Source organism: Nostoc sp., from assembly GCF_036917315.1.
Lineage (GTDB): Bacteria > Cyanobacteriota > Cyanobacteriia > Cyanobacteriales > Nostocaceae > Nostoc.
On sequence record NZ_JBALDR010000045.1, the window covers coordinates 1 to 22,020 of the forward strand.

The following is a 22,020-nucleotide window of genomic DNA, read 5'->3' on the forward strand; positions in this document are numbered from 1 at the left end:
GAAGGTCGTGTGATTGCAACTTGGGCGGATGTAATCAACCGCGCTAACCTGGGTATGGAAGTAATGCACGAGCGCAACGCTCACAACTTCCCTCTAGATTTGGCTGCTGGCGATTCTGCTCCTGTAGCTCTTTCCGCTCCTGCTATCAACGGTTAATTCTGAAGTTTAGCTAAATGAGAAAGCGCCCTCTGGTAACGGAGGGCGCTTTCTCATTTGTATAGGTAAAAGATAGGTTATACGTCAAACATTCCGAGTGCCAAAGCATAAAAATTAACTTTTGCACAAACTCTAGGTAAAATACATAAGCCTCATCCTTTTTCTTTAAGATCATGGGCAACACTTTTGGTCATCTATTTCGCATAACTACTTTTGGTGAATCTCACGGCGGCGGTGTGGGGGTTGTGATTGATGGTTGTCCTCCACAACTAGAAATTTCGGCAGAAGAAATTCAAGTGGAATTAGATAGAAGGCGGCCAGGACAAAGTAAAATTACGACACCTCGCAAAGAAGCGGATACCTGCGAGATTTTATCGGGTGTATTTGAAGGCAAAACCTTGGGAACGCCTATAGCCATTTTGGTACGGAACAAAGATGCTCGTTCGCAAGATTACGACGAGATGGCCGAGAAGTATCGCCCTTCTCACGCGGATGCAACTTACGATGCAAAATATGGCATTCGCAATTGGCAAGGCGGGGGTAGGTCGTCAGCGCGTGAGACAATTGGCAGAGTAGCAGCTGGTGCGATCGCTAAAAAAATTCTCCGTCAAGTTGCCAATGTTGAAGTTATTGCTTACGTCAAGCGCATCAAGGACTTGGAAGGTGTAGTCGATCCAAATACTGTCACCTTAGAACAAGTGGAAAGTAATATCGTTCGCTGTCCCGATGCCGAATGTAGCGATCGCATGATTGAATTAATTGAGCAAGTTGGTAGACAAGGTGATTCTATCGGCGGTGTCGTAGAATGTGTAGCGCGTAACGTGCCGAAAGGTTTGGGCGAACCAGTATTTGATAAATTGGAAGCTGATATCGCTAAAGGTGTGATGTCTCTCCCTGCTAGCAAAGGCTTTGAAATCGGTTCTGGTTTTGGCGGAACGCTGTTAACGGGAATTGAGCATAACGACGAATATTATATTGATGAAAATGGTGAAATTCGCACTGTAACTAACCGTTCTGGTGGTATTCAGGGGGGAATTTCCAACGGGGAAAATATCATTTTACGAGTTGCATTTAAGCCGACGGCGACAATTAGAAAAGAGCAAAAAACAGTAACTCGTGAAGGAGAAGAAACCCTATTGGCTGCAAAAGGACGACACGATCCTTGTGTGTTACCGCGTGCAGTTCCAATGGTTGAGGCGATGGTGGCGCTGGTATTGTGTGACCATTTGTTACGGCATCAGGGACAGTGTAAGGTATTGTAGGGATTATACTTTGACTTTCAGAAAATATTTATGCTTCGGGGGTGAGTGTCTGACTCGCCCTTTTTTATCTGTATTGCTATAGTAGCGGATAACACATTTAAATACGTGCGATCGGATCTGTTAGCAATATGGGTAAAGAGTCTCAAAATCGCTTAGAACACTTTGCTGCTTTAAAGTCCAAATACCAAGCAACTCAACATGAAGATTCATTACCCGCTAGTTTGCTGTATCTGATACTACGAAAAATTGACTTAGGAATTGAACTCCTTGACTTAGAATCTAATTGGTTGGGAGAGTCTCGGCTTGAGGAGACTTTAGAAGCTATCAAGCAAAAGCAGAAATATAAAGTACAAGAATTCAGAAATCTAGAATTTGAATTCTCTAAATTAAAGTCTAAGTACAAAGCCACAAATTATAACGTTTCCTGGCAATCTACTCATCTGTATTTCATACTTTTGAAACTTGAATCAGGAAATTTACTCACTGATTTAGAAGTTCAATGGCTGAGAAGAAGTGGTTTATATGAAACAAATCAAATTGCTCAAGAAGTAAAGCGATTTACTCAACTTAAATCTCAGTACAAAGCTAGTCAATATCAAGACTCATATCCTGATAGTTTCCTGTATCAAATACTAAAAAAGTTAGAGGTTACAGAACGTTTAAGTGATTCTGAATATAATTGGCTGATCAATAACGAACTCTTTGAAACGGCAGAAATTTTTCAACAACAAGAGTCAGTAAAAGAAACTCACTTTGCTCAGTTAAGAGAGAAATATCAAGCGAATCTACACTCTGATTTATCATTATCCAGTCCACTATATCTAATACTCCAAAACATTGACGCAAAAGATAATTTGAGTGAGTCAGAAATTAACTGGCTAGAACAGCAAGGACTTAACGAAACAATTATCATTGCTCAACAATTGGAACAAACACGAGAATTTGCTGCTTTGAGATATAAATATAAGGTAACTCGTTATGAGGATTCATCGCCTAAAAGTCACCTGTATAAAATTCTCAAAAGGCTTGATTTTTCTAATCAGTTAGGCGAACAGGATATTAACTTTCTCAAAAAACGCAAGCTGACTGAGATTATAGAAATTGCAAATGAAAAATACGCTTCTACCCTAAAATCTAAGATCGATTTAGGAGAACTACTTAATGATTCAGAAATTGATTGGCTACAAAATAATAGACGTGAAGATATTATTATTCTCGCTCAACAAAAGCACTTCGCTATTCTCAAAAGAAAATATGGATTGATAGATCCTTCACTTCCGCTAGAGCCATTTTACGCGATCATGGTCAAATTAGAGAAAAAAGAACGACTAGATCCTAAGTTGGTTTTGCAGCTTATGGAAGAGAAACTATTATCTCCTGACGGGAAAATTGCTCTTGCGTATTACAGGCTAGAAGCAGAGTTTTATGAGCAGGAATTTCACCGCACTGGAAATAAATGGGATATTCCCACCGCTAGTAGTTATTGGCGCAAAGCAGATGAACCTGAACAGGCATTAAAACTTACTAACTTAGACTTAAACCAAATTAGAGAAAGCAAGCTAAAGTCAGCAATTTCAGTTACTAGAGGTGCAGCATTCAGAGATATGGATAACTTAGCTGATGCAGAAATTTGTGCGAAAAAAGCTATAGAGTATCAGCCAGAAAGTTATCAACCTTGCACATTGATGGCAGCTATTGCTCATGATAGGGGTGACTATGCAAAAAGAGATTATTGGTATGAACAAGCAATTAAACGCGGTGCTAAACCTGAAGATATAGATGATGAGAGAAAACGATTAGTCAGGAGTACAAAAGATGAGAATAAACGACATGAAGCAGCAGAATATTTACTAAAAAAAGATTCACAACGCTACTCTTGGGCTAAGTCTTATCTCAAAAAATCGTCAGACAATGGTAAATAAACTGGTTTGCATCACCAAACTACCAACATGACCAGATTCATCCATGACCAATTTGCCAAAGACTACCTCGAACAATTACTTACTCCTTACGGCGAAGTCTAAGCAGCTAGACGAGTCGCAGGAGAAGTTAGACAGATTGATGTTTATTTCATTCCCAAACCACAACCAAGGGACATACCAGGAACACTCGGATTATTAGGTCAAATTGTCACTACCCCTTCTCTACTTGAACCATTTCGTAACGCAGCCTCAGCTACAGAAATTTGCGATTGTCTCTTGAAATTATTAGAGGTGCGTGGCGATTTACAACGACAAGCAAATCGGAATAAAACTCGTATTCTAGAATCTGATTTACCAAAATTATGGATTCTTACCCCCACAGCATCAGCGCAACTCTTATCAGGATTTGGTGCTAACCCAAAAGATGACTACCTGCCTGGAATATACTTCATGCCAGAATATTTGCGTACCGCGATAGTAACAATTCATCATTTGCCATCTATCTCAGAAACCTTATGGCTGAGAATCATCGGTAAGGGAAACGTTCAAAAGCAAGCAATTGACGAATTAGAAGCACTTACTCCTGATAATCCTTTCCGAAAAGCAGCGTTAGAATTGCTATACAACTTGCAACAAAACTTACAAGTCACTCAAAATCAAGACGAGGAAGATAGGGAATTGCTTATGCGATTAGCACCACTTTACCAACAAGACCGAGAACAGGCTAAACAACAAGGAATTCAGCAGGGAGAACGCTTGGTAGTGGAAAACTTGCTCAAAGTTCGCTTTGGTGAAATAGATAATGAGCTTCAAGCAATTATTGAACCTTTATTATCGTTACCGCCAGAAGAATTTACGCCTTTACTGTTGCAGTTGTCTCGTGAAGAATTAATCCATCGGTTTTGCTAGTGTTTATCACATATCCTTTAATGAGTTTTATTTTGTCATGCTAATTGCATTTATAATCGGTCTTTTTTGGTGGTTAATATACATAAATTACAATTTTTACCGATTATTCTTGCTAAGAATATGATACATTTTTAGATTCCCGACTTATTTAATCAGTCGGGAATCTTGTTGTTAATCTGTTGTAGCGATCGCTCTACAGTGTAAAATGTATTATATAGCGTTGTATTAAGCAGTCCAGGGCGATCGCTGATGTATGATATGGCAACTTAATATAAATAATTAAACATGGATTTTCTGACAGTTATAGGATTAGCTGCCGCCACAATAACCACAATCTCTTTTTTGCCACAGATGTTTAAAACATGGCAAACCAAATCAGCAAAAGATGTTTCTTTGGTGACGCTGATTACATTCATAACTGGTGTTTTTTTGTGGCTAATCTATGGAATTTATTTACAATCCTTGCCAATTATTCTTGCTAACGCCATAACATTGATTTTTAACTTAATTATTCTATGGCTTAAAATTAAATATAGATAAACTTGCCTATAACAAACACCTGTGACATCATCTGTATTTGACTCTGAACGCCTTCTCTTTACACCTACGACCCCAGACACCAACGCTATCCCCATAATCTTCGCCTTTCCCAACGAGTACAGCGTAGGTATCACTAGCCTTGGCTATCAGGTGGTGTGGGCAACTTTTGCAATGCGTGATGATGTGCAGGTGAGTCGCCTGTTTACAGATACTCACGAACAACTCCCTAGAACGCCGGAAATTGTGGGGTTTTCGATTTCGTGGGAACTGGATTATGTGAATATTTTAAATTTACTGGAATCTTTAGAAATTCCTATTCGAGGAACCTCTCGTGATGATTCTTATCCGATAATTTTTGGTGGTGGCCCAGTTCTCACTGCTAACCCCGAACCTTTTGCAGATTTTTTTGATGTCGTTTTACTGGGGGATGGCGAAACCCTGTTAGGGAATTTTATTGAGGCTTACAAAGAAGTAAGAAATGCCTCCAGACAAACTCAACTAAAAAGACTTGCACAAATACCAGGAATTTATGTACCCAGTTTGTATGAGGTGGAATATCACACAAGAGATGGTGAAGTAAAGTCAATTAAACCAATTTCTCCCGAAATTCCCGCAGTGGTGCAAAAGCAGACTTACCGAGGAAATACTCTATCGGCATCCACTGTAGTCACCGAAAAAGCGGCATGGGAAAATATTTACATGGTGGAAGTGGTGAGAAGTTGTCCAGAAATGTGCCGCTTTTGTTTGGCGAGTTATCTCACACTGCCTTTTAGAACAGCCAGCCTGGAAGATTCATTAATTCCAGCGATCGCCAAAGGTTTAGAAGTCACAAATCGGCTAGGATTATTAGGGGCTTCAGTTACTCAACATCCAGAATTTGAGGCGTTGCTAGATTATATTAGTCAGCCAAAGTATGATGATGTCCGCCTCAGTATTGCCTCAGTGCGAACCAATACTGTAACAGTCCAGTTAGCAGAAACTTTGACGAAACGAGACACGCGATCGCTTACCATTGCAGTAGAAAGTGGTTCTGAAAAAATCCGCCAAATCGTCAACAAAAAGCTGCATAACGATGAAATTATTCAAGCAGCCATAAATGCCAAAGCTGGCGGATTAAAAAGCTTGAAACTCTACGGAATGGCAGGAATTCCTGGTGAAGAAGCAGAAGATTTAGAGCAAACCGTGGCGATGATGCGTAATATCAAAAAAGCTGCACCGGGATTGCGCTTAACATACGGATGCAGCACCTTTGTACCTAAAGCACATACGCCGTTTCAATGGTTTGGGGTGAATCGCCAAGCAGAAAAGCGGTTGCAGTTTTTGCAAAAACAGCTAAAACCACAGGGAATAGAATTTCGCCCAGAAAGCTATAATTGGTCGATTATACAGGCTTTGTTGTCGAGAGGCGATCGCAGACTCTCCCAACTTCTCGAACTTACTCGTGACTTTGGCGATTCCTTGGGTAGCTACAAACGTGCTTTCAAGCAACTCAAAGGACAAATCCCCGACTTAGATTTCTACGTCCACGCCGAATGGTCAACAGAACAAGTATTACCCTGGAGCCACTTGCAAGGGCCTCTGCCACAGTCTACACTACTAAAGCATTTGGCTGATGCTAAGAGTTATATCAACCCATCTCCAAAGGAATTACAGCCATTGAATTCATAGCTGAAAACTTGATGCAAAACACAGCCGAGTATTACTGCGCCTATTGCGGCGAACCGAACTTAACTTTTATTGATTTGAGTGCTGGAGGACAGCAATCTTACGTTGAAGATTGTCAAGTTTGTTGTAACCCAAATATTTTGTATGTGCGGGTTGATGAAGATACCCTAGATATCGAGATTGATACCGAATCCGAAAGTTGAATTTTAGGTTTTTCTTTCCATGCTGCACTTTAAACATTCCTCAATCATTAACGCCTCACCAGAAGTAGTTTGGAAATTTCACGAAAGGCCAGATATTTTGCAACTGTTGAATCCACCTTGGCAGCCAGTCCAAGTGGTTCGTCGTGAAGGAGGGCTAAACGTGGGCGCTATCACCGAATTTCGCCTGTTTCTAGGCCCATTACCCTTAACTTGGTTAGCGCGTCATACTGAATGCGAAAAATATCGCCTGTTTACCGACGAACAGATATCTGGCCCTTTTGAATCGTGGGTACATCGACATGAATTTGAACCAGAAAATGCCAAAACCAGATTAACTGACGCTATTTCCTTCTCTATGCCTGGTGGAGGAACTGTTGAATTTGTCAGTGGTTGGCTAGTGCAAACGCAATTGGAAGCAATGTTTCGCTACCGCCACTATGTGACTAAACGAGAATGCGAATAATTATAAGCTAATCGTGATTTAGTTTTCTAAGATGATTCTCTTGTAGTGAGTGGCTCCAAATTTTCAGCATACTAGGAGCCATACTTATCATTTTATCTCTTTTAAATTTGACGATAAAAATCAGTAAATTTTTTAATTTAGATTAGATTTATTTGAAATTATAAATACTATTTCGCTAATTTTAGAGTGTTGTCTGAGAATATTGAAAACTTCCTACTTTAGACTTATTCGTACTTTAGTACTAAAGACAGATAGCCTTAATTCATGGGTTAAATATCATTAAGTAATGTAATTTAATTCTTCAGTTAAGATATGCAATGGAAAATTACCCAAGCAATATAGCAGAAAATGCATACAATAGCACAGACCATAACGCTTTAGAGTTGAGATTTAATCCTCAGTCTGAACTTTAGAGCGATCGCTTTCTAGCTTACATTAGTTTGGAATCTCAACGGCTAGAGCGGCACGAATTACTCCACTTCATTCCCTACTCTTGCCACTAAATTATGTTACTGTCTTTTTCCCAGGTTTTGGCTGTTTAGAAAGTACCATATTAAAAACACTAGTTTTTATAGCTACTAAAGATAACAGTACTATCACTCGTATTATCTAACCTCTAAATCAAAAACAGTTTTTGATATGGTGGTTGTATGTGTAATAATAGTTAAAGTATCTTAATATTTCTAAACATATTAAAGTGCTGGCACTATCCAATGCAAACACTTACCATTAATAGAGTTTTCTGACTCGTGGTTAGTACTTTTTGTGGTGACTATATTTATTTTAAGAATTTTCACCTGAATACTAGGCGGATTAAAAGCATGATTCAATTAGAACAACCACCCAGTCATCAAATAAAACTGACTCCAGTGGTGAAAAGTAAATCTCAGTTTAAAGGACTTTTCATTGCTATCGCCATTGTTAGTGCATGGGTCATTAGTCTGAGTTTATTACTTACCCTTGATATTTCCGAGTTAAAACTTTGGATATTATTACCTAGTATAGCTTGGCAAACATTTTTATATACAGGATTATTTATTACATCTCATGATGCTATGCATGGGGTAGTATTTCCACAAAACAACAAAATCAATCATCTTATTGGGACATTAACCCTATCTCTTTATGGTCTTTTACCATATAAGCAATTATTAAAAAAGCATTGGTTGCACCACCAAAATCCAGCAACTCAAATAGACCCAGATTTCCATAATGGTAAACACAAAAACTTCTTTGCTTGGTATTTCCATTTTATGAAGAGTTACTGGAGTTGGGGACAAATTATTGCTCTGACTCTTATCTATCAATTTGCTAATCGCATTTTTCATATAGCCCATGCTAATCTAATAACCTTTTGGGTGCTTCCTTCGCTTTTAAGTTCATTCCAATTGTTTTATTTTGGTACTTTCCTTCCACATAGCGAACCAAGCGAAGGCTATATTCAGCCTCATTGTGCCCAAACTATTAGCCGTCCAATTTGGTGGTCATTTATTACGTGCTATCATTTCGGCTACCATGAAGAACACCACGAGTATCCTCATATTCCTTGGTGGCAGTTACCAGAAATTTACAAAGCAAAATAGTTCTTGTTTTTCTAATAAATAAGTGGGCGTGAATAATTAAAGGTTTGTAGTCAGCGTCTCCAGCCCCTAAAATAAGTCTGGGGCTGCTTACTAAGAACAAATTTATTCTGCTTATGCCAATTAATAATTCTCGTCTTGTTACTTATAGCCCTGCTTATACAATCGTTCCCACTTACGAATGCTTTAATCGCTGTAGTTACTGTAACTTTCGCAGCGAACCGGGTAAAAGTCCGTGGATGAGTCTTTCAGATGCAGACAGTATTTTAAAACCACTTCAAAACGAAAAAGTCTGTGAAATCCTTATACTTAGTGGTGAAGTACATCCCCATTCGCCAAAGCGTCAGGCGTGGTTTGAGCGGATTTATGATTTGTGTGAATTAGCGCTTTCAATGGGGTTTTTACCACACACAAACGCGGGGCCGCTAAGTTTTGAAGAAATGCAAAAGCTCAAGCGTGTGAATGTTTCGATGGGGCTGATGTTGGAACAGTTAACGCCAACATTGTTAAATAGTGTACATCGGCACGCACCGAGTAAATTACCAGAAGTTCGTTTACAGCAATTGCAATGGGCGGGAGAATTACAGATTCCCTTTACGACTGGGTTACTGTTGGGAATTGGGGAAACTGTAGATGATTGCTGGGAAACATTAACAGCTATATCTGAACTGCATCAACGTTATCACCATATTCAAGAAGTTATCCTGCAACCTCATAGTCCAGGATATCAGCAAACCTTTGATGCACCTCCTTTTGACCCTCATCAGTTACCAGAAGTTATTTTTAAGGCGCGTCAGATTTTACCGCCTGATATTACTATTCAAATCCCGCCGAATTTAGTTAAGGATGACTGCTGGTTACTCGCTTGTATCGAAGCTGGTGCGCGAGATTTAGGCGGAATTGGACCAAAAGATGAAGTCAATCCTGATTATCCTCATGTTCAGGAACAGGCTTTGAGAGAAATTTTACAACCTGCGGGGTGGGAATTAGTGCCGCGATCGCCAGTTTATCCGCAATTTGATAGCTGGTTGTCGGGGGAATTACAAACAGCAGTGAAGCGATCGCGGAATGCTATGTTATTGGTTTAACAGATTTAGTGCGATCGCTAACCAAGAGCGATTATCTTAGTACTGATTAGCCATAACCTATACATCTCCCTTGACTTTGCCCAGATTTGACAATGATCAATGATCAGGAATTCCTTCATGGCGCTGCGTTTTTGCGGCTAATTGATCATGGAGAGCGCCTTACAATAACTCACGCATCTTCGATACATTCATCGATTTATATAGTTGAAACTGAGATTAGTAAATCGGCCATTCTGTTTAAGGTTTCTAAAAAACCCAAATCTGCATGGTCTTTTACCTTCAGTAGTCAAGAAGAATTAGCCTTAGATACTTTACATAGTAAATACCAGGGTATTTCAGTATTTTTGGCATTTATCTGTCATAAAGACGGTATCTGTTGCATCTCTCAACAAAGGCTTTGGAGTATATTGGACAAAAATGCTGGTATTGCAGGACAACACACATCTGTGTCTCGAAAGACACATGGTAGTTATCATATAAGTGGCCCAGGTAGACAACAGATGGATCGGACAGTGCCTCAAAATGACTGGCCTCGTGTACTTTTTTCCAATTAGGGCAACACCGATGACTAAGATAGATATTGCAACGGATGGATATTGTATTAATAAAGTTATTGACAAAGTTAAAAGCAAAATTGGGGATAAGGCAGCAGAGCAATTAAAACAAACTGCTGTTGAGGTAGTCCAGAATTGCGTTCATTTTTATTCCACAACTTTTGGTTCTGGTGATGTTGGTGCTATCGGTACAGGTATTGTGAGTCAGCCTCACAAGGGAAAAATAGCTGATGGTACTACCGGACTAATTTATGGCAAAGTCCAAAGCGGTAAAACCAATACTACCATTGCTACACTGGCACTTGCTCAGGCTAACCATTTCCGTTGCTTCATTGTGTTAACTTCTGATAACACATGGCTAGGTAAACAAACTGCTGATCGTTTTGTCAATCAACTCAAAGGTGGGCCTGTTGTCTTTAATTGGGAAGAATGGAGAAATGATCGACCAAAAGACTTTGCTGAAAGCAAATTGCTTCCATATATCAAAAAAAGAGGAATTGTTCTAGTATCTACAAAGAATGTGCGCCACTTAGATAACCTTCTTCAGGTTCTCAAGTTTGCTAAAGCTAGTAGTGTACCCACTCTAATATTTGATGATGAAGCTGATAATGCTAGTTTGAATACAAACGAAGCTAAACAGAGTAAGAAAGGTAAAGCTACAGTTCCAGATAGCTCAATTTTTGTCAAAATTGGCGACATTAGGAAAGAGGTAGCTAATCATATATATATACAAATTACTGCAACTCCTCAAAGCCTTTTGCTACAAAATCTTGAGCATCCCTGCAAACCAGTTTTTTGTGCTGCTCTTCCTCAGCCAGGTAATAGTTATATGGGAGGTGACTTATTTTTTGAAGAAAATAGTCTTTATTCCTGTACAGTTCAAGCCGAAGAATTAGATCGCTTAAAAAAACAGGAAGGAGAGAATCCTAGTAATAACTGGGATATTCCTAGTGGTCTTAAACTAGCTCTGTGCTGCTTCTTCCTTGGGTCAATTTACAAGATGCAATCAGGGAGCGAAGATGCTAAATATTCTTTTCTAGCTCATATATGTTACAAAAAAGACAACCACAAAAATTTAGAAGAAATTATCAGTTCCTTTATTTTAGACATTGATCAGGCTATTTGTGGAGAATCCTCAGTCACCAAACAAAAAGAGGCATTAAAGTATCTTAGTGAAGCTTATAAAGAATTGAGTAAAACAGCACTTAATTTACCATCTTTTAATCAACTTATTGAAGAACTAAAACCTGAATTACAAAGTGTCAGACCAAAAATTATTAATGCTAACAACCCAGATAAAGAACTAAAGTATAGTCCAGGAATGAATATTCTTGTAGGGGGTAATAGACTTGGACGTGGTGTAACTATTGACGGATTAATGGTAACTTACTACCTTCGTGATGCCAAGCAAAAAACGATGGATACAGTTCATCAGCACGCACGGATGTTTGGTTATCGTCAGGAACTACTTGATGTAACTCGCCTTTTTTTGCCTCAGCATATTTTAGAAGATTTCCGAGCAATTCATGAAGCTGACGAGGGAATGCGTCAGGCGATTGGAGACGATCCTAATAATATTCAGATTACGCCAGTTTGGGTAGGCCCCACACTCAAGGCAACTCGTTCTAATGTATTGAATCTAGCAGCAATTAATGCTTTTATACCAGGCTCACATATTTTTCCTCGCGATCCTTTGTGGAAAGCCTCGGAAATTAGAAAAGATGTAGAAGAGTTAGATAAGCTACTAGTTAGTTACGAGAGTATAGGTGAGAAAGGCGAGTATCACGAAGTAGAAATTGACTTTCTCATCAAAATTCTTTCTTGTATAAGAAGCCGCTATTGGCCAGGATATCCCTGGCAAGAAGACAGAGTTAAAGACTTGCTTATTCAAATGAAGACACAAGATATCTCAACGGGACGGCTCAATGTTGTTCGAGGAAAAACGGGTAAGGGACTAGAATTGACACGACAAGAGCCGTCTGGATGGGGAGGCTTTGGTTTCATCAATGCTAGGGTGCTAAATAAACCTAAAACTGAATACCCAAATGTTCCTACTCTTTTGCTCATGTATGAAAAAGGTGAAAATAAAGAACTTTGGGATAATCAACCGCTTTATCTTCCAACGTTGATTTTACCTAAAAACAAATTTGTCTTCATGTTCAATTACTCCGAGGCTGCTGAAGAATTAGAAGATGATATAGACTTTCAGGATTAAAAAATAAGTGCGTGATGTAGCGATCGCACGATTAATAGAATTTTTTCATAAGCGATCGCTTTCACAATCTCACTTGCAATAGCAACTTAAGCCAGTACCACCAAAATAGCGTCAAATAAATACTCACCGTGAACTAATTCACAATGCATCCCTCAAAGGAGATAGATAGGAGCCTAAACCCTGTTGTAAAATAGACATATAAGGATTCGGGGGGCCATTTAACTGGTCATAAACGCCTATAGAAACTATTTTTGGAAATCTCCAAGGTCTGAAATCCAGCCAGCTGAAGCAACTACAGCGGCTGTACCACCAGCGCATACCAGGCGATCGCATCACCACGCCTGAGTTTTCCCAGCGTCTGGCAGCAATTAGCACAGAAGTCAATCAGCCTGTGTGCGCCTACATCAACCGTCGCGGACAAGTGATTCGCGTCGGGGTAGGCACACCGCGTCAAACGCAAATACCACCGATGGAATTGCCCCGTTATGGTGCAGAACGACTCAGTGGTATTCGTTGTATTGCCACCCATCTCAAGCCAGAACCGCCTAATGAAGCGGCGCTCACGGCAATGGCATTACAACGCTTAGATGCCCTAGTTGTCCTAAATATTACCGGAACGGGATTTACACGGCGGGGAGGCGGTGCAACTGGGTATGTCAAAGAAGCTTATCTAGCTCATCTGACGCCCCAAGACTCTCGCACCCTGATTCCTAGTCCTGCTGCTGTCAAAGTAGAGGAAAGCCAATTCGGCTTCGCTCACTCTAAACAAATCCAATCCCCAAGTTGGAATATATCGCCACCTCTGGACTTGGACGATCTGGCAGACCAGGATTTAGTAGACTTGGTAGAAAATCTGGAAGCGGAATTCCAGCGCGAATTTATCGCCCAGGAAGTAGATGCTGACCACGATCGCGTGCTGATTGTGGGGCTGATGACCAGTGAGGTGACTCCCCTACAATTCCAAGATACCCTATTAGAATTGGCACGTTTAGTTGATACCGCTGGGGGAGATGTATTACAGACAATACAACAAAAGCGATCGCGCGTTCATCCCCAAACCGTAGTTGGTGAAGGTAAGGTGCAAGAAATTGCCCTAACGGTTCAAACACTAGGAGTCAACCTCGTTGTCTTCGACCGCGACCTTTCACCCTCCCAAGTCCGCAATTTAGAAATGCAAATTGGTATCCGGGTAGTTGACCGCACCGAAGTAATTTTGGATATCTTTGCCCAACGCGCTCAATCTCGTGCCGGTAAGTTGCAAGTAGAACTAGCACAGTTAGAATACATGCAACCGCGACTGGCTGGTAGAGGTCGCACCATGTCCCGATTAGGTGGTGGTATTGGGACTCGTGGCCCTGGTGAAACCAAACTGGAAACTGAACGCCGTGCCATTGGGCAACGAATTTCCCGACTGCAAAAAGAAGTAACTCAGTTGCAAGCCCATCGTTCGCGGTTACGGCAGCGACGGCAGCATCGAGAAGTTCCTTCAGTGGCTTTAGTTGGATATACCAACGCTGGCAAGTCCACTTTGCTGAATGCTCTCACGAATGCAGAAGTTTATACAGCCGACCAGTTATTTGCCACTCTCGATCCCACCACGCGCCGCCTGGTGATTCCTTATGGCGAAACCAATGAACATCAGGAAATTCTGATTACAGATACAGTAGGGTTTATACACGAACTGCCTGCATCGTTAATGGATGCCTTCCGCGCCACCTTGGAGGAAGTCACAGAAGCCGATGCCCTACTACACTTGGTAGATTTGTCTCACCCAGCTTGGTTGCGTCATATTCGCTCAGTCAGAGAAATTTTGGCACAAATGCCAATAACTCCTGGCCCGGCGCTAGTGATTTTTAACAAGATCGATCAAGCCGATAGTGAGACACTAGCCCTAGCTAGAGAAGAATTCCCCCTCGCGGTATTTATTTCTGCGAGTCAGCGGTTGGGATTAGAAACCCTACGTCAGCGCCTTGCCAAGCTGATTGAATACGCCGTTGATTCCCAGTAAATACTGAAATAAATTTTTAATTTCTAGTTCAAAATGCCGTAGTTAATAGTAACTATGGCATTTTTTATTGAGAATAATAGATATTTCTACTTTACTAAAGCTTTATCAAGTTCTGTGGAATTTGCTGAATGACAATATTATAAAAGACGTGCTAGAACAATTGATTAATGGTATTTTTCTGTTTATAACTGATACAGTAATTGAATTTATTTTGTGAATAAATTCTAATTACGTATAAAGATTTAAGCATTGAACTTGTTCTTAACTAATTTTCTACAGCAGAATTCAGAAGTAAAACACACTTTATATTTGGGTAACAGACTTAGCTTGTGTACCTTACAACTTTAAATCTGCTGTAAGTAATGTATTAACCTTTCAGAATGACTTTTAGAGTTATCTCATTTATCAACATTATATAAAGAAAGGTATATGCAATTAGCTTCACAGCCATTTGAGTCGAAAGATGTCAAAGTACAGCTTCTTTTAACTGGAGGACATCAATATACTCTTTATTTAAAATCGGATGCACCTTTACTGCATAGCCTTTTAACAACAGTTGTGGCTCGTGCTTACAAACAAGAATCTGAGTTACAGAATTTATTCCAAATTCCCATTAATGAAGGTCGCTCGGTTTTGTGTTTTCCTAGCGAACATCTTATAGGCGTGGTTACAGAACCCCCAATCTTTGTACAGCAATCAGAGGAAATACAACTTCAAAATATAATCATTTTGAATTCTGATTATATACAAATAGATAATTTTCTTAAACCAGAAGAACACAAACGCTTACTCAAATATGTCTTAGAGAAAGAGTCGGACTTCTTGCCAAGCAATACTTCTACAAAGGATATTAACTATCGCCAATCAATGGTTATCTACTCATTCCCTGAATTTTCTGAACTGATATTAAAGAGAATTCAAGCAATGATTCCTGATATCATGAGCAAATTAAACTTACCATTATTTTCTGTATCACAAGTTGAAAGCCAACTAACTGCACATAATGATGGTAACTATTACAAACTTCATAATGATAATGGTAGTCCAGATACTGCTACCAGAGAACTAACATACGTTTATTACTTTTATCAAGAACCCAAATCATTTTCTGGTGGTGAGTTGTTGATATACGACAGCAAAATTGAAAATAATGTATATGTAAATGCTGAGACATTCAAAACAGTCGAACCTCGCAACAACAGCATTGTATTCTTCCTCAGCCGTTATATGCACGAAGTACTTCCTGTCAAATGTCCCTCTCAAGCTTTTGGAGATAGCCGATTTACTATCAATGGCTGGGTGCGTAGATAAGTTAATTCAGTATAATCACTGTACACTACCACAATAAATATTTAACTTTAGGGAAGGCGATCACCTTCCCTAATTTATTGCAAACTTATAGCCAATAGACTTTCTGAGTAATATTTTTCATCGCATTACAAATAGTCTATCAATCTTACTTAAGTAATTTAGTTATAAGTTTAAAATAAAGTTTAATTTTTACATAAAACTAGAATTTATACGTAGCAAAGCAAAAAATAATTTAGCTAGGAGAAACACTTAAATCTCATAATTTAATTGCGTAAAATTCATTTATTTATGTTCTATTAAATTTTAGATAAAGCTTAAAAAAAACAGTAGTATATATTATTTTTTTGTGCCATTTTGGATCAGTGAATGATGTCAATGACGCTCGTATAAACATCATTATTAAGAAGCTTTTCCATATCTCGTTTAAGACAAAGAGGTTTGATTTTCATGTCTCAAGCATATTCAAAAAAAGTAATTGGTTATATAAGTTGTGGTTTATTATCATTCACCTTAGCTTTAGGGTCACAAATACCACAAGCACAGGCCGGTAACGGTAACGGTAACGGCAACAGCAACAAAAATACACCAGCTCCAGCTCCAGCGCCTGCACCAGCACCAGTGCCAGCACCAGCACCAGCACCAGCACCAGCACCAGCACCAGCACCAGCACCCAAGAGTTTGGGTTCTATAAGTTTTTCAGCTATAGGAACCAATACCTACGACAAATCTAACGATCCTCTTGCAGCGTCAGTCCTCTTTAATTATCTAGACAATGGTTTATTGTCACTAACCCTGACTAACAAATCTTCTGTAGGAATTTCAAACCCTTCTGATGTTCTGACATCAGTCTTCTGGGACTATGCTGGTTCTCCCCTAAAAAGCTTATCGCTGGTTTCGGCTCTAGCTCCGACAGTAACCTCAAGCGCAGGCTCTACCACTACAAAGAATGTTGATCTTCTAGCTCTAAATGAATGGAAATTGCCAAATACAAGTAATACTGGAGGACTCCCTGGCATTGACCAACACTACGGTCTGGGTACAGCTGGCTTAGGCATTTTCCAAGGTGGCGGTGGACAGCAATTTAATTACGGCATCATCAGTGGTTACGCTAATGATGCAAATCCAGCCGTGAGTTCGGGGACTTTTATTCAAGGTTCAGCTACTTTCCTGCTATCAGGGCTAACCTCCGACTTTGACATCACTAAGATTGGCAACATCCGTTTTCAGTACGGTACATCACTAGACGAAACTAGTATAAAACCTGCCACAGCACCTGCTCCTGCACCCGCGCCTGCTCCAGCACCAGCACCAGCGCCTACACCAGCGCCTGCTCCGGCACCTGCTCCAGCACCTGCTCCAGCACCAACGCCAGTACCAGCACCTGCTCCAGCACCTGCGCCAGCACCTGCACCTGCTCCAGCGCCTGCTCCAGCACCCGCGCCAGCACCCGCGCCAGCACCCGCGCCAGCACCTGCGCCAGCACCCGCGCCTGCACCCGCGCCTGCGCCTGCACCCGCGCCTGCTCCAGCACCAGTTCCTGCTCCAGCGCCAGCACCCGCGCCTGCTCCAGCACCAGTTCCTGCTCCAGCGCCAGCACCTGCTCCAGCGCCTGCTCCAGCACCATCAGTACCGCCTTACTATCAACCCCCTGCACCTCAACCGAAAAAAGTACCTGAACCTAGTACAACCGCAGCATTAGGATTATTAGGCTTGGGTGTTTTCGGACTCCAGAAGAAAAACAAAAAAAATCCTTCCTAAACTTAAACCGCACAGCTAAGTTTTAGTAGGAAGAGTCTTAAATACATGGGTTTAGAGGAGCATAAGCACTTCTAAACCCATATTTTTTAGAGGTAAGAAATGCGAAATTAAAACTCGCCTAGAAAATTCCTGCTTTTTAACTAGCGCTTAGTACTCAAAAAAAGTTGAATGATAGAAACAATCTCAATAAAATTACTGGTATTCACAGCATTTAAACTGAAATATTATTAGTTTTTTAAGTCGGATAAAAAATAACAACACTCTACATATTTGGCTAGCATTAACTTTGCAGTCCACATTCACTGCTTCTGTAAATTAGGTTATGAAGGGATAAAGCAGCCACAGTCAGTGGCAAAGCTCTAAAATTAAAAAGTATTAAATCAAGTTGAGGACATCATGGCTGCAAAAGTAGAAATTTACACCTGGAGGACTTGCCCGTTTTGTGTCCGTGCCAAAAGTTTGCTGAAAAACAAGGGTGTTGAATTTATCGAATACAGTATTGATGGAGATGAAGCAGCCAGAAATAAAATGGCTCAAAGGGCAAATGGACGGCGCTCTTTACCGCAAATTTTCATCAATGATAATTATGTAGGTGGTTGTGATGATATCCACGCTTTAGACAGTCAAGGCAAGCTAGATGAGTTACTAACTTCTAGCAATAGCGTATAGATTCAGAAGGTATTGCACTAGCGACAAGCCGCTGCAAATTACACGGCAGTCGCTACAACTATAGAAAAACAACGTGCTGCCTTGTCTACGGGCTTTTTCTTCACAAAAGCGATATTTGTCCACAAGACTTTACCCTCCAGTTCTACTCAGTAGTACAGATATACGTCAATTGCTAAGATCATCAAGGGATAATAATTGAATAACGATTTAATTTCTTGGTGATTGAGGTATAAAGGGTGAAACTGGCTTTTATCATTGATTCCATCCATCTACTTGACCCGTGTCATGATACCAGTGTTGCCCTAATTGAAGCAGCGCAAATTCTGGGACATGAAGTTTGGGTGACTCAGGCAAATCTGCTGAGTGTGGTGGAGGGCAAAGCTTGGGCTGTCCTACAGCGAGTCGAACTTGTACCAGTGCAGTTGGTGGAGGGACGCTGGGTAGCGGCGAATCCTTGGTATAAGTTGAGCGATTCCTTCTTAACTTCTTTAGAGACAATGGACACCGTATTTATGCGGACAGATCCACCTGTCAATGATTCCTACCTATATGCCACCTACATTCTGGATTACATTGACCAAAATAAAACCCTGGTGATTAACAGTCCCAGTGGCATCCGGGGGGCAAATGAAAAAATGTATGCCCTCCAGTTTACCAAAGCGATTCCAGAAACGATTGTCAGTGCTGACAAGCAATTTATCCGACAATTTGTGGAAGCAAAGGGGGCAGGGGTTCTCAAACCACTGGGTAATAAAGCTGGCGAAGGAATTTTGTTTTTGCAATCAGGCGATCGCAATTTTAACTCCATTGTTGAACTCAGTACTCTCCAAGGTAAAGTGCCAGTAATGGTACAAACCTATTTACCGGAGGCAAAAGAAGGAGATAAACGAATCATTTTGCTCAATGGTGAACCAATTGGTGCGCTCAATCGCCTCTCTAGTGGAACTGATTTTCGCAATAATATGGCAACTGGTGGTACAGTCGCTCAAACTGAAATTACCCCAAGAGAGTATGAAATTTGTACCCAACTAGCCGAACGCTTACGCCAAGACGGCTTAATTTTTGTGGGTATTGACGTTATCGGTGGCTACCTAACTGAAGTTAACGTCACTAGTCCTACCGGCATTCGTGAGATTGACCGCCTCGATGGTACTCGCCTTGGTCATCAAGTTATTCAATGGATTGAACAGACACTAAAAATTCAAAAATAATTTACATTTATTTTTTTGTTTGATGTCCTATTCCCCAGCAATACCTTCGCCAATTTACGAGGTTGAGTTGATGTATTAACGTCCTGTTCTCAACGGTTTGGCAAAAACAATAAGTCCTAAAAATTCCTTCAAGGTTTCCCGCAAGCATTTTTTTAATGTCTTGTCGCAGCATCAATGGTTTGAGCTTCCAAGCAACCTTGTCAGCTAAACGCTTATGTATGAGTCATTTTGCCGTTTTTGCCAAAATTTTTCTAGGCTCTTATTTTGGCAAAGGTATTGCCCAGCAAACAGACTTCTTTGGGATACTTGCGTGAGCTAGTTCCCTACGCTACTTGTTTTAAGTAAATATATTTACTTGTACGGAATAAGAGTTTAGTGGATCGCGAGGGGTAGATGTATTATTTCTGCGATCGGCTGTGATGCTTGTTTGCCCTTGGTGTCTCCTTCTGGGAGAAGAATCGTTAACACTGCGCTATCGGTGATGCATCCATAGTTGGGCAGGTATTCCTATTGTTTTGTTCTGAAAGCATAGCTGGACATGCAAGCCAGTAGACTCCTGCCCAAATTCATTCTATAAAATAGCGTTGACAAGTTTTTTTACCAATTGGCAAAATTGGGTACAGCAAAAGATTGCTTATCCCTACCCTTGGTAAAACCCTGGTGGAAGTAGCAGATTTTATACAGCGTTCAGCCTGACCTGAGACTGCTAAGTTAATCTAAAATCCAAAATCCAAAATCTTTTAATTCCTTGGTGTACGTCGGTTTCTCAGAAAATCAGGTATATCTAATCCAGGTTTTTCTTTTGGTTCTGGAATTGGAGTTGGGGTTGGAGTTGAACTTGGAGTTGAGGTTGGGGGATTAACAGCGGGTTGCTGTGTTGTTGGACGCTTCGAGGTATTAGGTGCTACTCGAACGTTAGCCACGCTTTGTTGTACCGCAGCTTGCACTTCACCTGTAAATCCGGTGGCAATGACAGTAATTCTTACCTCTCCTTGAAGCCTGTCATCAATTACAGCCCCAAAAATAATATTGGCGTTGGGATCGACTACTTCATAGATTGCTTCTGCGGCTGCATTCACCTCATGCAAAGTCAGGTCTGTACCACCTGTAATATTAAATACAACTCCTCTAGCACCTTCAATAGAACACTCTAGTAATGGTGAAGAAATAGCAGCGATCGCAGCTTCTCTAGCTCTAGATTTTCCAGAACTAACGCCAATTCCCATCAATGCCGATCCCGCATCTGCCATAACTGCTCGGACATCAGCAAAGTCAACGTTTACTAAACCGGGGATCGTAATGATATCAGAAATACCTTGCACCCCTTGACGCAGCACATCATCTGCATAGCGAAAAGCTTCTTGCACAGGCGTTTGTTCGGGGATCACTTCCAGCAGTTTGTTGTTGGGGATAATGATCAGTGTATCTACTCTACTTTTTAGTCCTTCAATACCTTGCTCCGCTTGACTGGTGCGGCGGCGTCCCTCAAAAACAAATGGACGTGTGACTACACCAACAGTGAGAGCGCCCATTTCTTTGGCCACTTCTGCCACGATTGGTGCTGCACCCGTCCCAGTACCACCCCCCATACCAGCAGTGATAAATACTAAATCTGCACCCTCTAAAGCCGTAGCAATTTCGTCCCGTGATTCCTCAGCTGCCTTTTGACCGATAGCAGGATTACCACCTGCTCCTAAACCCCGTGTTAGCTTCTGCCCAATTTGCAATCGACTTGGAGCGCCAGCTAAGGTAAGAGCTTGGGCATCGGTGTTAATTGACCAAAACTCTACCCCGGAGACATCAGACTCGATCATGCGGTTAACAGCATTGCCACCACCACCACCTACACCAATCACTTTGATGTTGGCGACCCGACCAGGAACAATCTCGCCAATTCGGCTATTTTCCGGAGAAATTTTCTTATTATCGTGATTTTGCCCGAAGTTCAGCCCAGAGTTATTAAAGGGATTGGTCGAGTTAACTGCCAGAGAGAATCCCGGCTGTCCCGTAGATTGGGAATTTTTATAGTTAAGTCCTTGGTTATTATCAAGTGTCATTGGATTTGTGAAAGGGTAGATAAACGACTTTTTCAGGTGTTATTCACCTAAGAGTCAACTTTAGTTTGACAATGCCACAATATTATGGCGTTGTTCTTTATTGTTTTCACTACTGCCAAGCCTAACAGAATTGGCAGTGCGAAAATTTGCTATGGGATAAGCTTTTAACACAGCCGATCGCACAGCCAATTCTAGAGAAGTATACCTATATTTATCTAAAACTGACGTGTATAACTTCAACCAGACATCGATCTCTTCATTATTCTCAGCAGCGGGCATAACTTGTAAAGACACACTACAGCGTATCTTCTCTGCCTCAATAATAATATTGTTAATAGGTTTCACCATTGGGGATGATTGCAACTTTAGACACAAAATTTACCTTCTACTTACTTATGCTTAAGTTAAACTAAGCAAGAATTTACTTGTCAGACTATACCTGATTAATT

General features: G+C 40.7%; 19 protein-coding genes and 1 pseudogene. 17 read left to right on the plus strand and 3 right to left on the minus strand.

Features of this window, described 5'->3' with window-relative positions:
- The 12 genes and pseudogenes from V7K84_RS19725 to V7K84_RS19780 all read left to right on the plus strand — a co-directional run.
- A pseudogene (locus V7K84_RS19725) lies at nucleotides 1-156 on the plus strand (photosystem II q(b) protein); the annotation flags it as partial.
- A 173-nt stretch (nucleotides 157-329) separates the two neighbouring features.
- Nucleotides 330-1,418, plus strand: a complete 1,089-nt coding sequence (gene aroC, locus V7K84_RS19730) for a chorismate synthase (protein WP_334840478.1) — start codon at nucleotides 330-332, stop codon at nucleotides 1,416-1,418.
- 128 nt (nucleotides 1,419-1,546) lie between these two features.
- Nucleotides 1,547-3,340 (plus strand): hypothetical protein, encoded by a 1,794-nt coding sequence (locus tag V7K84_RS19735; RefSeq protein WP_334840480.1) that lies wholly within the window; start codon nucleotides 1,547-1,549, stop codon nucleotides 3,338-3,340.
- A gap of 276 nt (nucleotides 3,341-3,616) precedes the next feature.
- Nucleotides 3,617-4,249, plus strand: coding sequence for a hypothetical protein (locus V7K84_RS19740; RefSeq protein WP_334840481.1), 633 nt, complete (start codon nucleotides 3,617-3,619; stop codon nucleotides 4,247-4,249).
- Nucleotides 4,250-4,534: 285 nt separating this feature from the next.
- A complete protein-coding gene (locus V7K84_RS19745; protein WP_334840483.1) occupies nucleotides 4,535-4,789 on the plus strand; it encodes a SemiSWEET transporter in 255 nt (84 codons plus the stop codon).
- A gap of 21 nt (nucleotides 4,790-4,810) precedes the next feature.
- Nucleotides 4,811-6,457 carry a B12-binding domain-containing radical SAM protein gene (locus V7K84_RS19750; protein WP_334840485.1) on the plus strand — a complete coding sequence of 549 codons (1,647 nt, stop codon included), beginning with the start codon at nucleotides 4,811-4,813 and terminating at the stop codon, nucleotides 6,455-6,457.
- 11 nt (nucleotides 6,458-6,468) lie between these two features.
- Nucleotides 6,469-6,657 carry a CPXCG motif-containing cysteine-rich protein gene (locus V7K84_RS19755; RefSeq protein WP_012411100.1) on the plus strand — a complete coding sequence of 63 codons (189 nt, stop codon included), beginning with the start codon at nucleotides 6,469-6,471 and terminating at the stop codon, nucleotides 6,655-6,657.
- Nucleotides 6,658-6,676: 19 nt separating this feature from the next.
- A complete protein-coding gene (locus V7K84_RS19760) occupies nucleotides 6,677-7,120 on the plus strand; it encodes an SRPBCC family protein (protein WP_334840487.1) in 444 nt (147 codons plus the stop codon).
- Nucleotides 7,121-7,941: 821 nt separating this feature from the next.
- Nucleotides 7,942-8,703 (plus strand): beta-carotene ketolase CrtW, encoded by a 762-nt coding sequence (gene crtW, locus V7K84_RS19765; RefSeq protein ID WP_334840489.1) that lies wholly within the window; start codon nucleotides 7,942-7,944, stop codon nucleotides 8,701-8,703.
- A gap of 113 nt (nucleotides 8,704-8,816) precedes the next feature.
- Nucleotides 8,817-9,788, plus strand: a complete 972-nt coding sequence (gene cofG / locus V7K84_RS19770; protein WP_334840491.1) for a 7,8-didemethyl-8-hydroxy-5-deazariboflavin synthase subunit CofG — start codon at nucleotides 8,817-8,819, stop codon at nucleotides 9,786-9,788.
- A 92-nt stretch (nucleotides 9,789-9,880) separates the two neighbouring features.
- Entirely contained in the window at nucleotides 9,881-10,342 is a 462-nt protein-coding gene (locus tag V7K84_RS19775) for a hypothetical protein (protein WP_334840493.1), read from the plus strand.
- Nucleotides 10,343-10,352: 10 nt separating this feature from the next.
- Nucleotides 10,353-12,557 (plus strand): Z1 domain-containing protein, encoded by a 2,205-nt coding sequence (locus V7K84_RS19780; protein WP_334840494.1) that lies wholly within the window; start codon nucleotides 10,353-10,355, stop codon nucleotides 12,555-12,557.
- Between the two features lie 138 nt (nucleotides 12,558-12,695).
- Here the strand turns inward: V7K84_RS19780 and V7K84_RS19785 are convergent, their stop codons facing one another.
- Nucleotides 12,696-12,941 carry a hypothetical protein gene (locus V7K84_RS19785; protein ID WP_334840495.1) on the minus strand — a complete coding sequence of 82 codons (246 nt, stop codon included), beginning with the start codon at nucleotides 12,939-12,941 and terminating at the stop codon, nucleotides 12,696-12,698.
- On the opposite strand from V7K84_RS19785, the gene hflX reads away from it, so the two are divergent.
- The 5 genes from hflX to gshB all read left to right on the plus strand — a co-directional run bounded on the left by hflX (nucleotide 12,826) and on the right by gshB (nucleotide 19,514).
- Nucleotides 12,826-14,565 (plus strand): GTPase HflX, encoded by a 1,740-nt coding sequence (gene hflX, locus V7K84_RS19790; RefSeq protein ID WP_334840524.1) that lies wholly within the window; start codon nucleotides 12,826-12,828, stop codon nucleotides 14,563-14,565. The genes V7K84_RS19785 and hflX overlap by 116 nt on opposite strands.
- A gap of 429 nt (nucleotides 14,566-14,994) precedes the next feature.
- The gene (locus V7K84_RS19795; protein WP_334840496.1) at nucleotides 14,995-15,876 is read left to right on the plus strand and encodes a 2OG-Fe(II) oxygenase; all 882 of its coding nucleotides are present in this window, start codon (nucleotides 14,995-14,997) and stop codon (nucleotides 15,874-15,876) included.
- Nucleotides 15,877-16,323: 447 nt separating this feature from the next.
- Entirely contained in the window at nucleotides 16,324-17,634 is a 1,311-nt protein-coding gene (locus tag V7K84_RS19800; RefSeq protein ID WP_334840498.1) for an XDD4 family exosortase-dependent surface protein, read from the plus strand.
- Nucleotides 17,635-18,030: 396 nt separating this feature from the next.
- Nucleotides 18,031-18,303 carry a glutaredoxin 3 gene (gene grxC, locus V7K84_RS19805; RefSeq protein WP_334840499.1) on the plus strand — a complete coding sequence of 91 codons (273 nt, stop codon included), beginning with the start codon at nucleotides 18,031-18,033 and terminating at the stop codon, nucleotides 18,301-18,303.
- Nucleotides 18,304-18,539: 236 nt separating this feature from the next.
- Nucleotides 18,540-19,514 carry a glutathione synthase gene (gene gshB / locus V7K84_RS19810; RefSeq protein ID WP_334840500.1) on the plus strand — a complete coding sequence of 325 codons (975 nt, stop codon included), beginning with the start codon at nucleotides 18,540-18,542 and terminating at the stop codon, nucleotides 19,512-19,514.
- A gap of 740 nt (nucleotides 19,515-20,254) precedes the next feature.
- Here the strand turns inward: gshB and ftsZ are convergent.
- Nucleotides 20,255-21,571, minus strand: a complete 1,317-nt coding sequence (ftsZ, locus tag V7K84_RS19815; protein WP_099101867.1) for a cell division protein FtsZ — start codon at nucleotides 21,569-21,571, stop codon at nucleotides 20,255-20,257.
- A gap of 60 nt (nucleotides 21,572-21,631) precedes the next feature.
- Nucleotides 21,632-21,919 carry a hypothetical protein gene (locus V7K84_RS19820; protein WP_334840503.1) on the minus strand — a complete coding sequence of 96 codons (288 nt, stop codon included), beginning with the start codon at nucleotides 21,917-21,919 and terminating at the stop codon, nucleotides 21,632-21,634.
- Nucleotides 21,920-22,020: the final 101 nt, after the last annotated feature.

Excerpts from the sequence above, each read along its gene's own strand:
- aroC (WP_334840478.1), top strand. The coding sequence starts at position 330 with ATGGGCAACACTTTTGGTCATCTATTTCGCATAACTACTTTTGGTGAA.
- V7K84_RS19735 (WP_334840480.1), top strand. The coding sequence starts at position 1,547 with ATGGGTAAAGAGTCTCAAAATCGCTTAGAACACTTTGCTGCTTTAAAG.
- V7K84_RS19745 (WP_334840483.1), top strand. The coding sequence starts at position 4,535 with ATGGATTTTCTGACAGTTATAGGATTAGCTGCCGCCACAATAACCACA.
- V7K84_RS19755 (WP_012411100.1), top strand. The coding sequence starts at position 6,469 with ATGCAAAACACAGCCGAGTATTACTGCGCCTATTGCGGCGAACCGAAC.
- V7K84_RS19760 (WP_334840487.1), top strand. The coding sequence starts at position 6,677 with ATGCTGCACTTTAAACATTCCTCAATCATTAACGCCTCACCAGAAGTA.
- crtW (WP_334840489.1), top strand. The coding sequence starts at position 7,942 with ATGATTCAATTAGAACAACCACCCAGTCATCAAATAAAACTGACTCCA.
- cofG (WP_334840491.1), top strand. The coding sequence starts at position 8,817 with ATGCCAATTAATAATTCTCGTCTTGTTACTTATAGCCCTGCTTATACA.
- V7K84_RS19775 (WP_334840493.1), top strand. The coding sequence starts at position 9,881 with ATGATCAATGATCAGGAATTCCTTCATGGCGCTGCGTTTTTGCGGCTA.
- V7K84_RS19780 (WP_334840494.1), top strand. The coding sequence starts at position 10,353 with ATGACTAAGATAGATATTGCAACGGATGGATATTGTATTAATAAAGTT.
- V7K84_RS19795 (WP_334840496.1), top strand. The coding sequence starts at position 14,995 with ATGCAATTAGCTTCACAGCCATTTGAGTCGAAAGATGTCAAAGTACAG.
- V7K84_RS19800 (WP_334840498.1), top strand. The coding sequence starts at position 16,324 with ATGTCTCAAGCATATTCAAAAAAAGTAATTGGTTATATAAGTTGTGGT.
- grxC (WP_334840499.1), top strand. The coding sequence starts at position 18,031 with ATGGCTGCAAAAGTAGAAATTTACACCTGGAGGACTTGCCCGTTTTGT.
- ftsZ (WP_099101867.1), bottom strand. The coding sequence starts at position 21,571 with ATGACACTTGATAATAACCAAGGACTTAACTATAAAAATTCCCAATCT.
- V7K84_RS19820 (WP_334840503.1), bottom strand. The coding sequence starts at position 21,919 with ATGGTGAAACCTATTAACAATATTATTATTGAGGCAGAGAAGATACGC.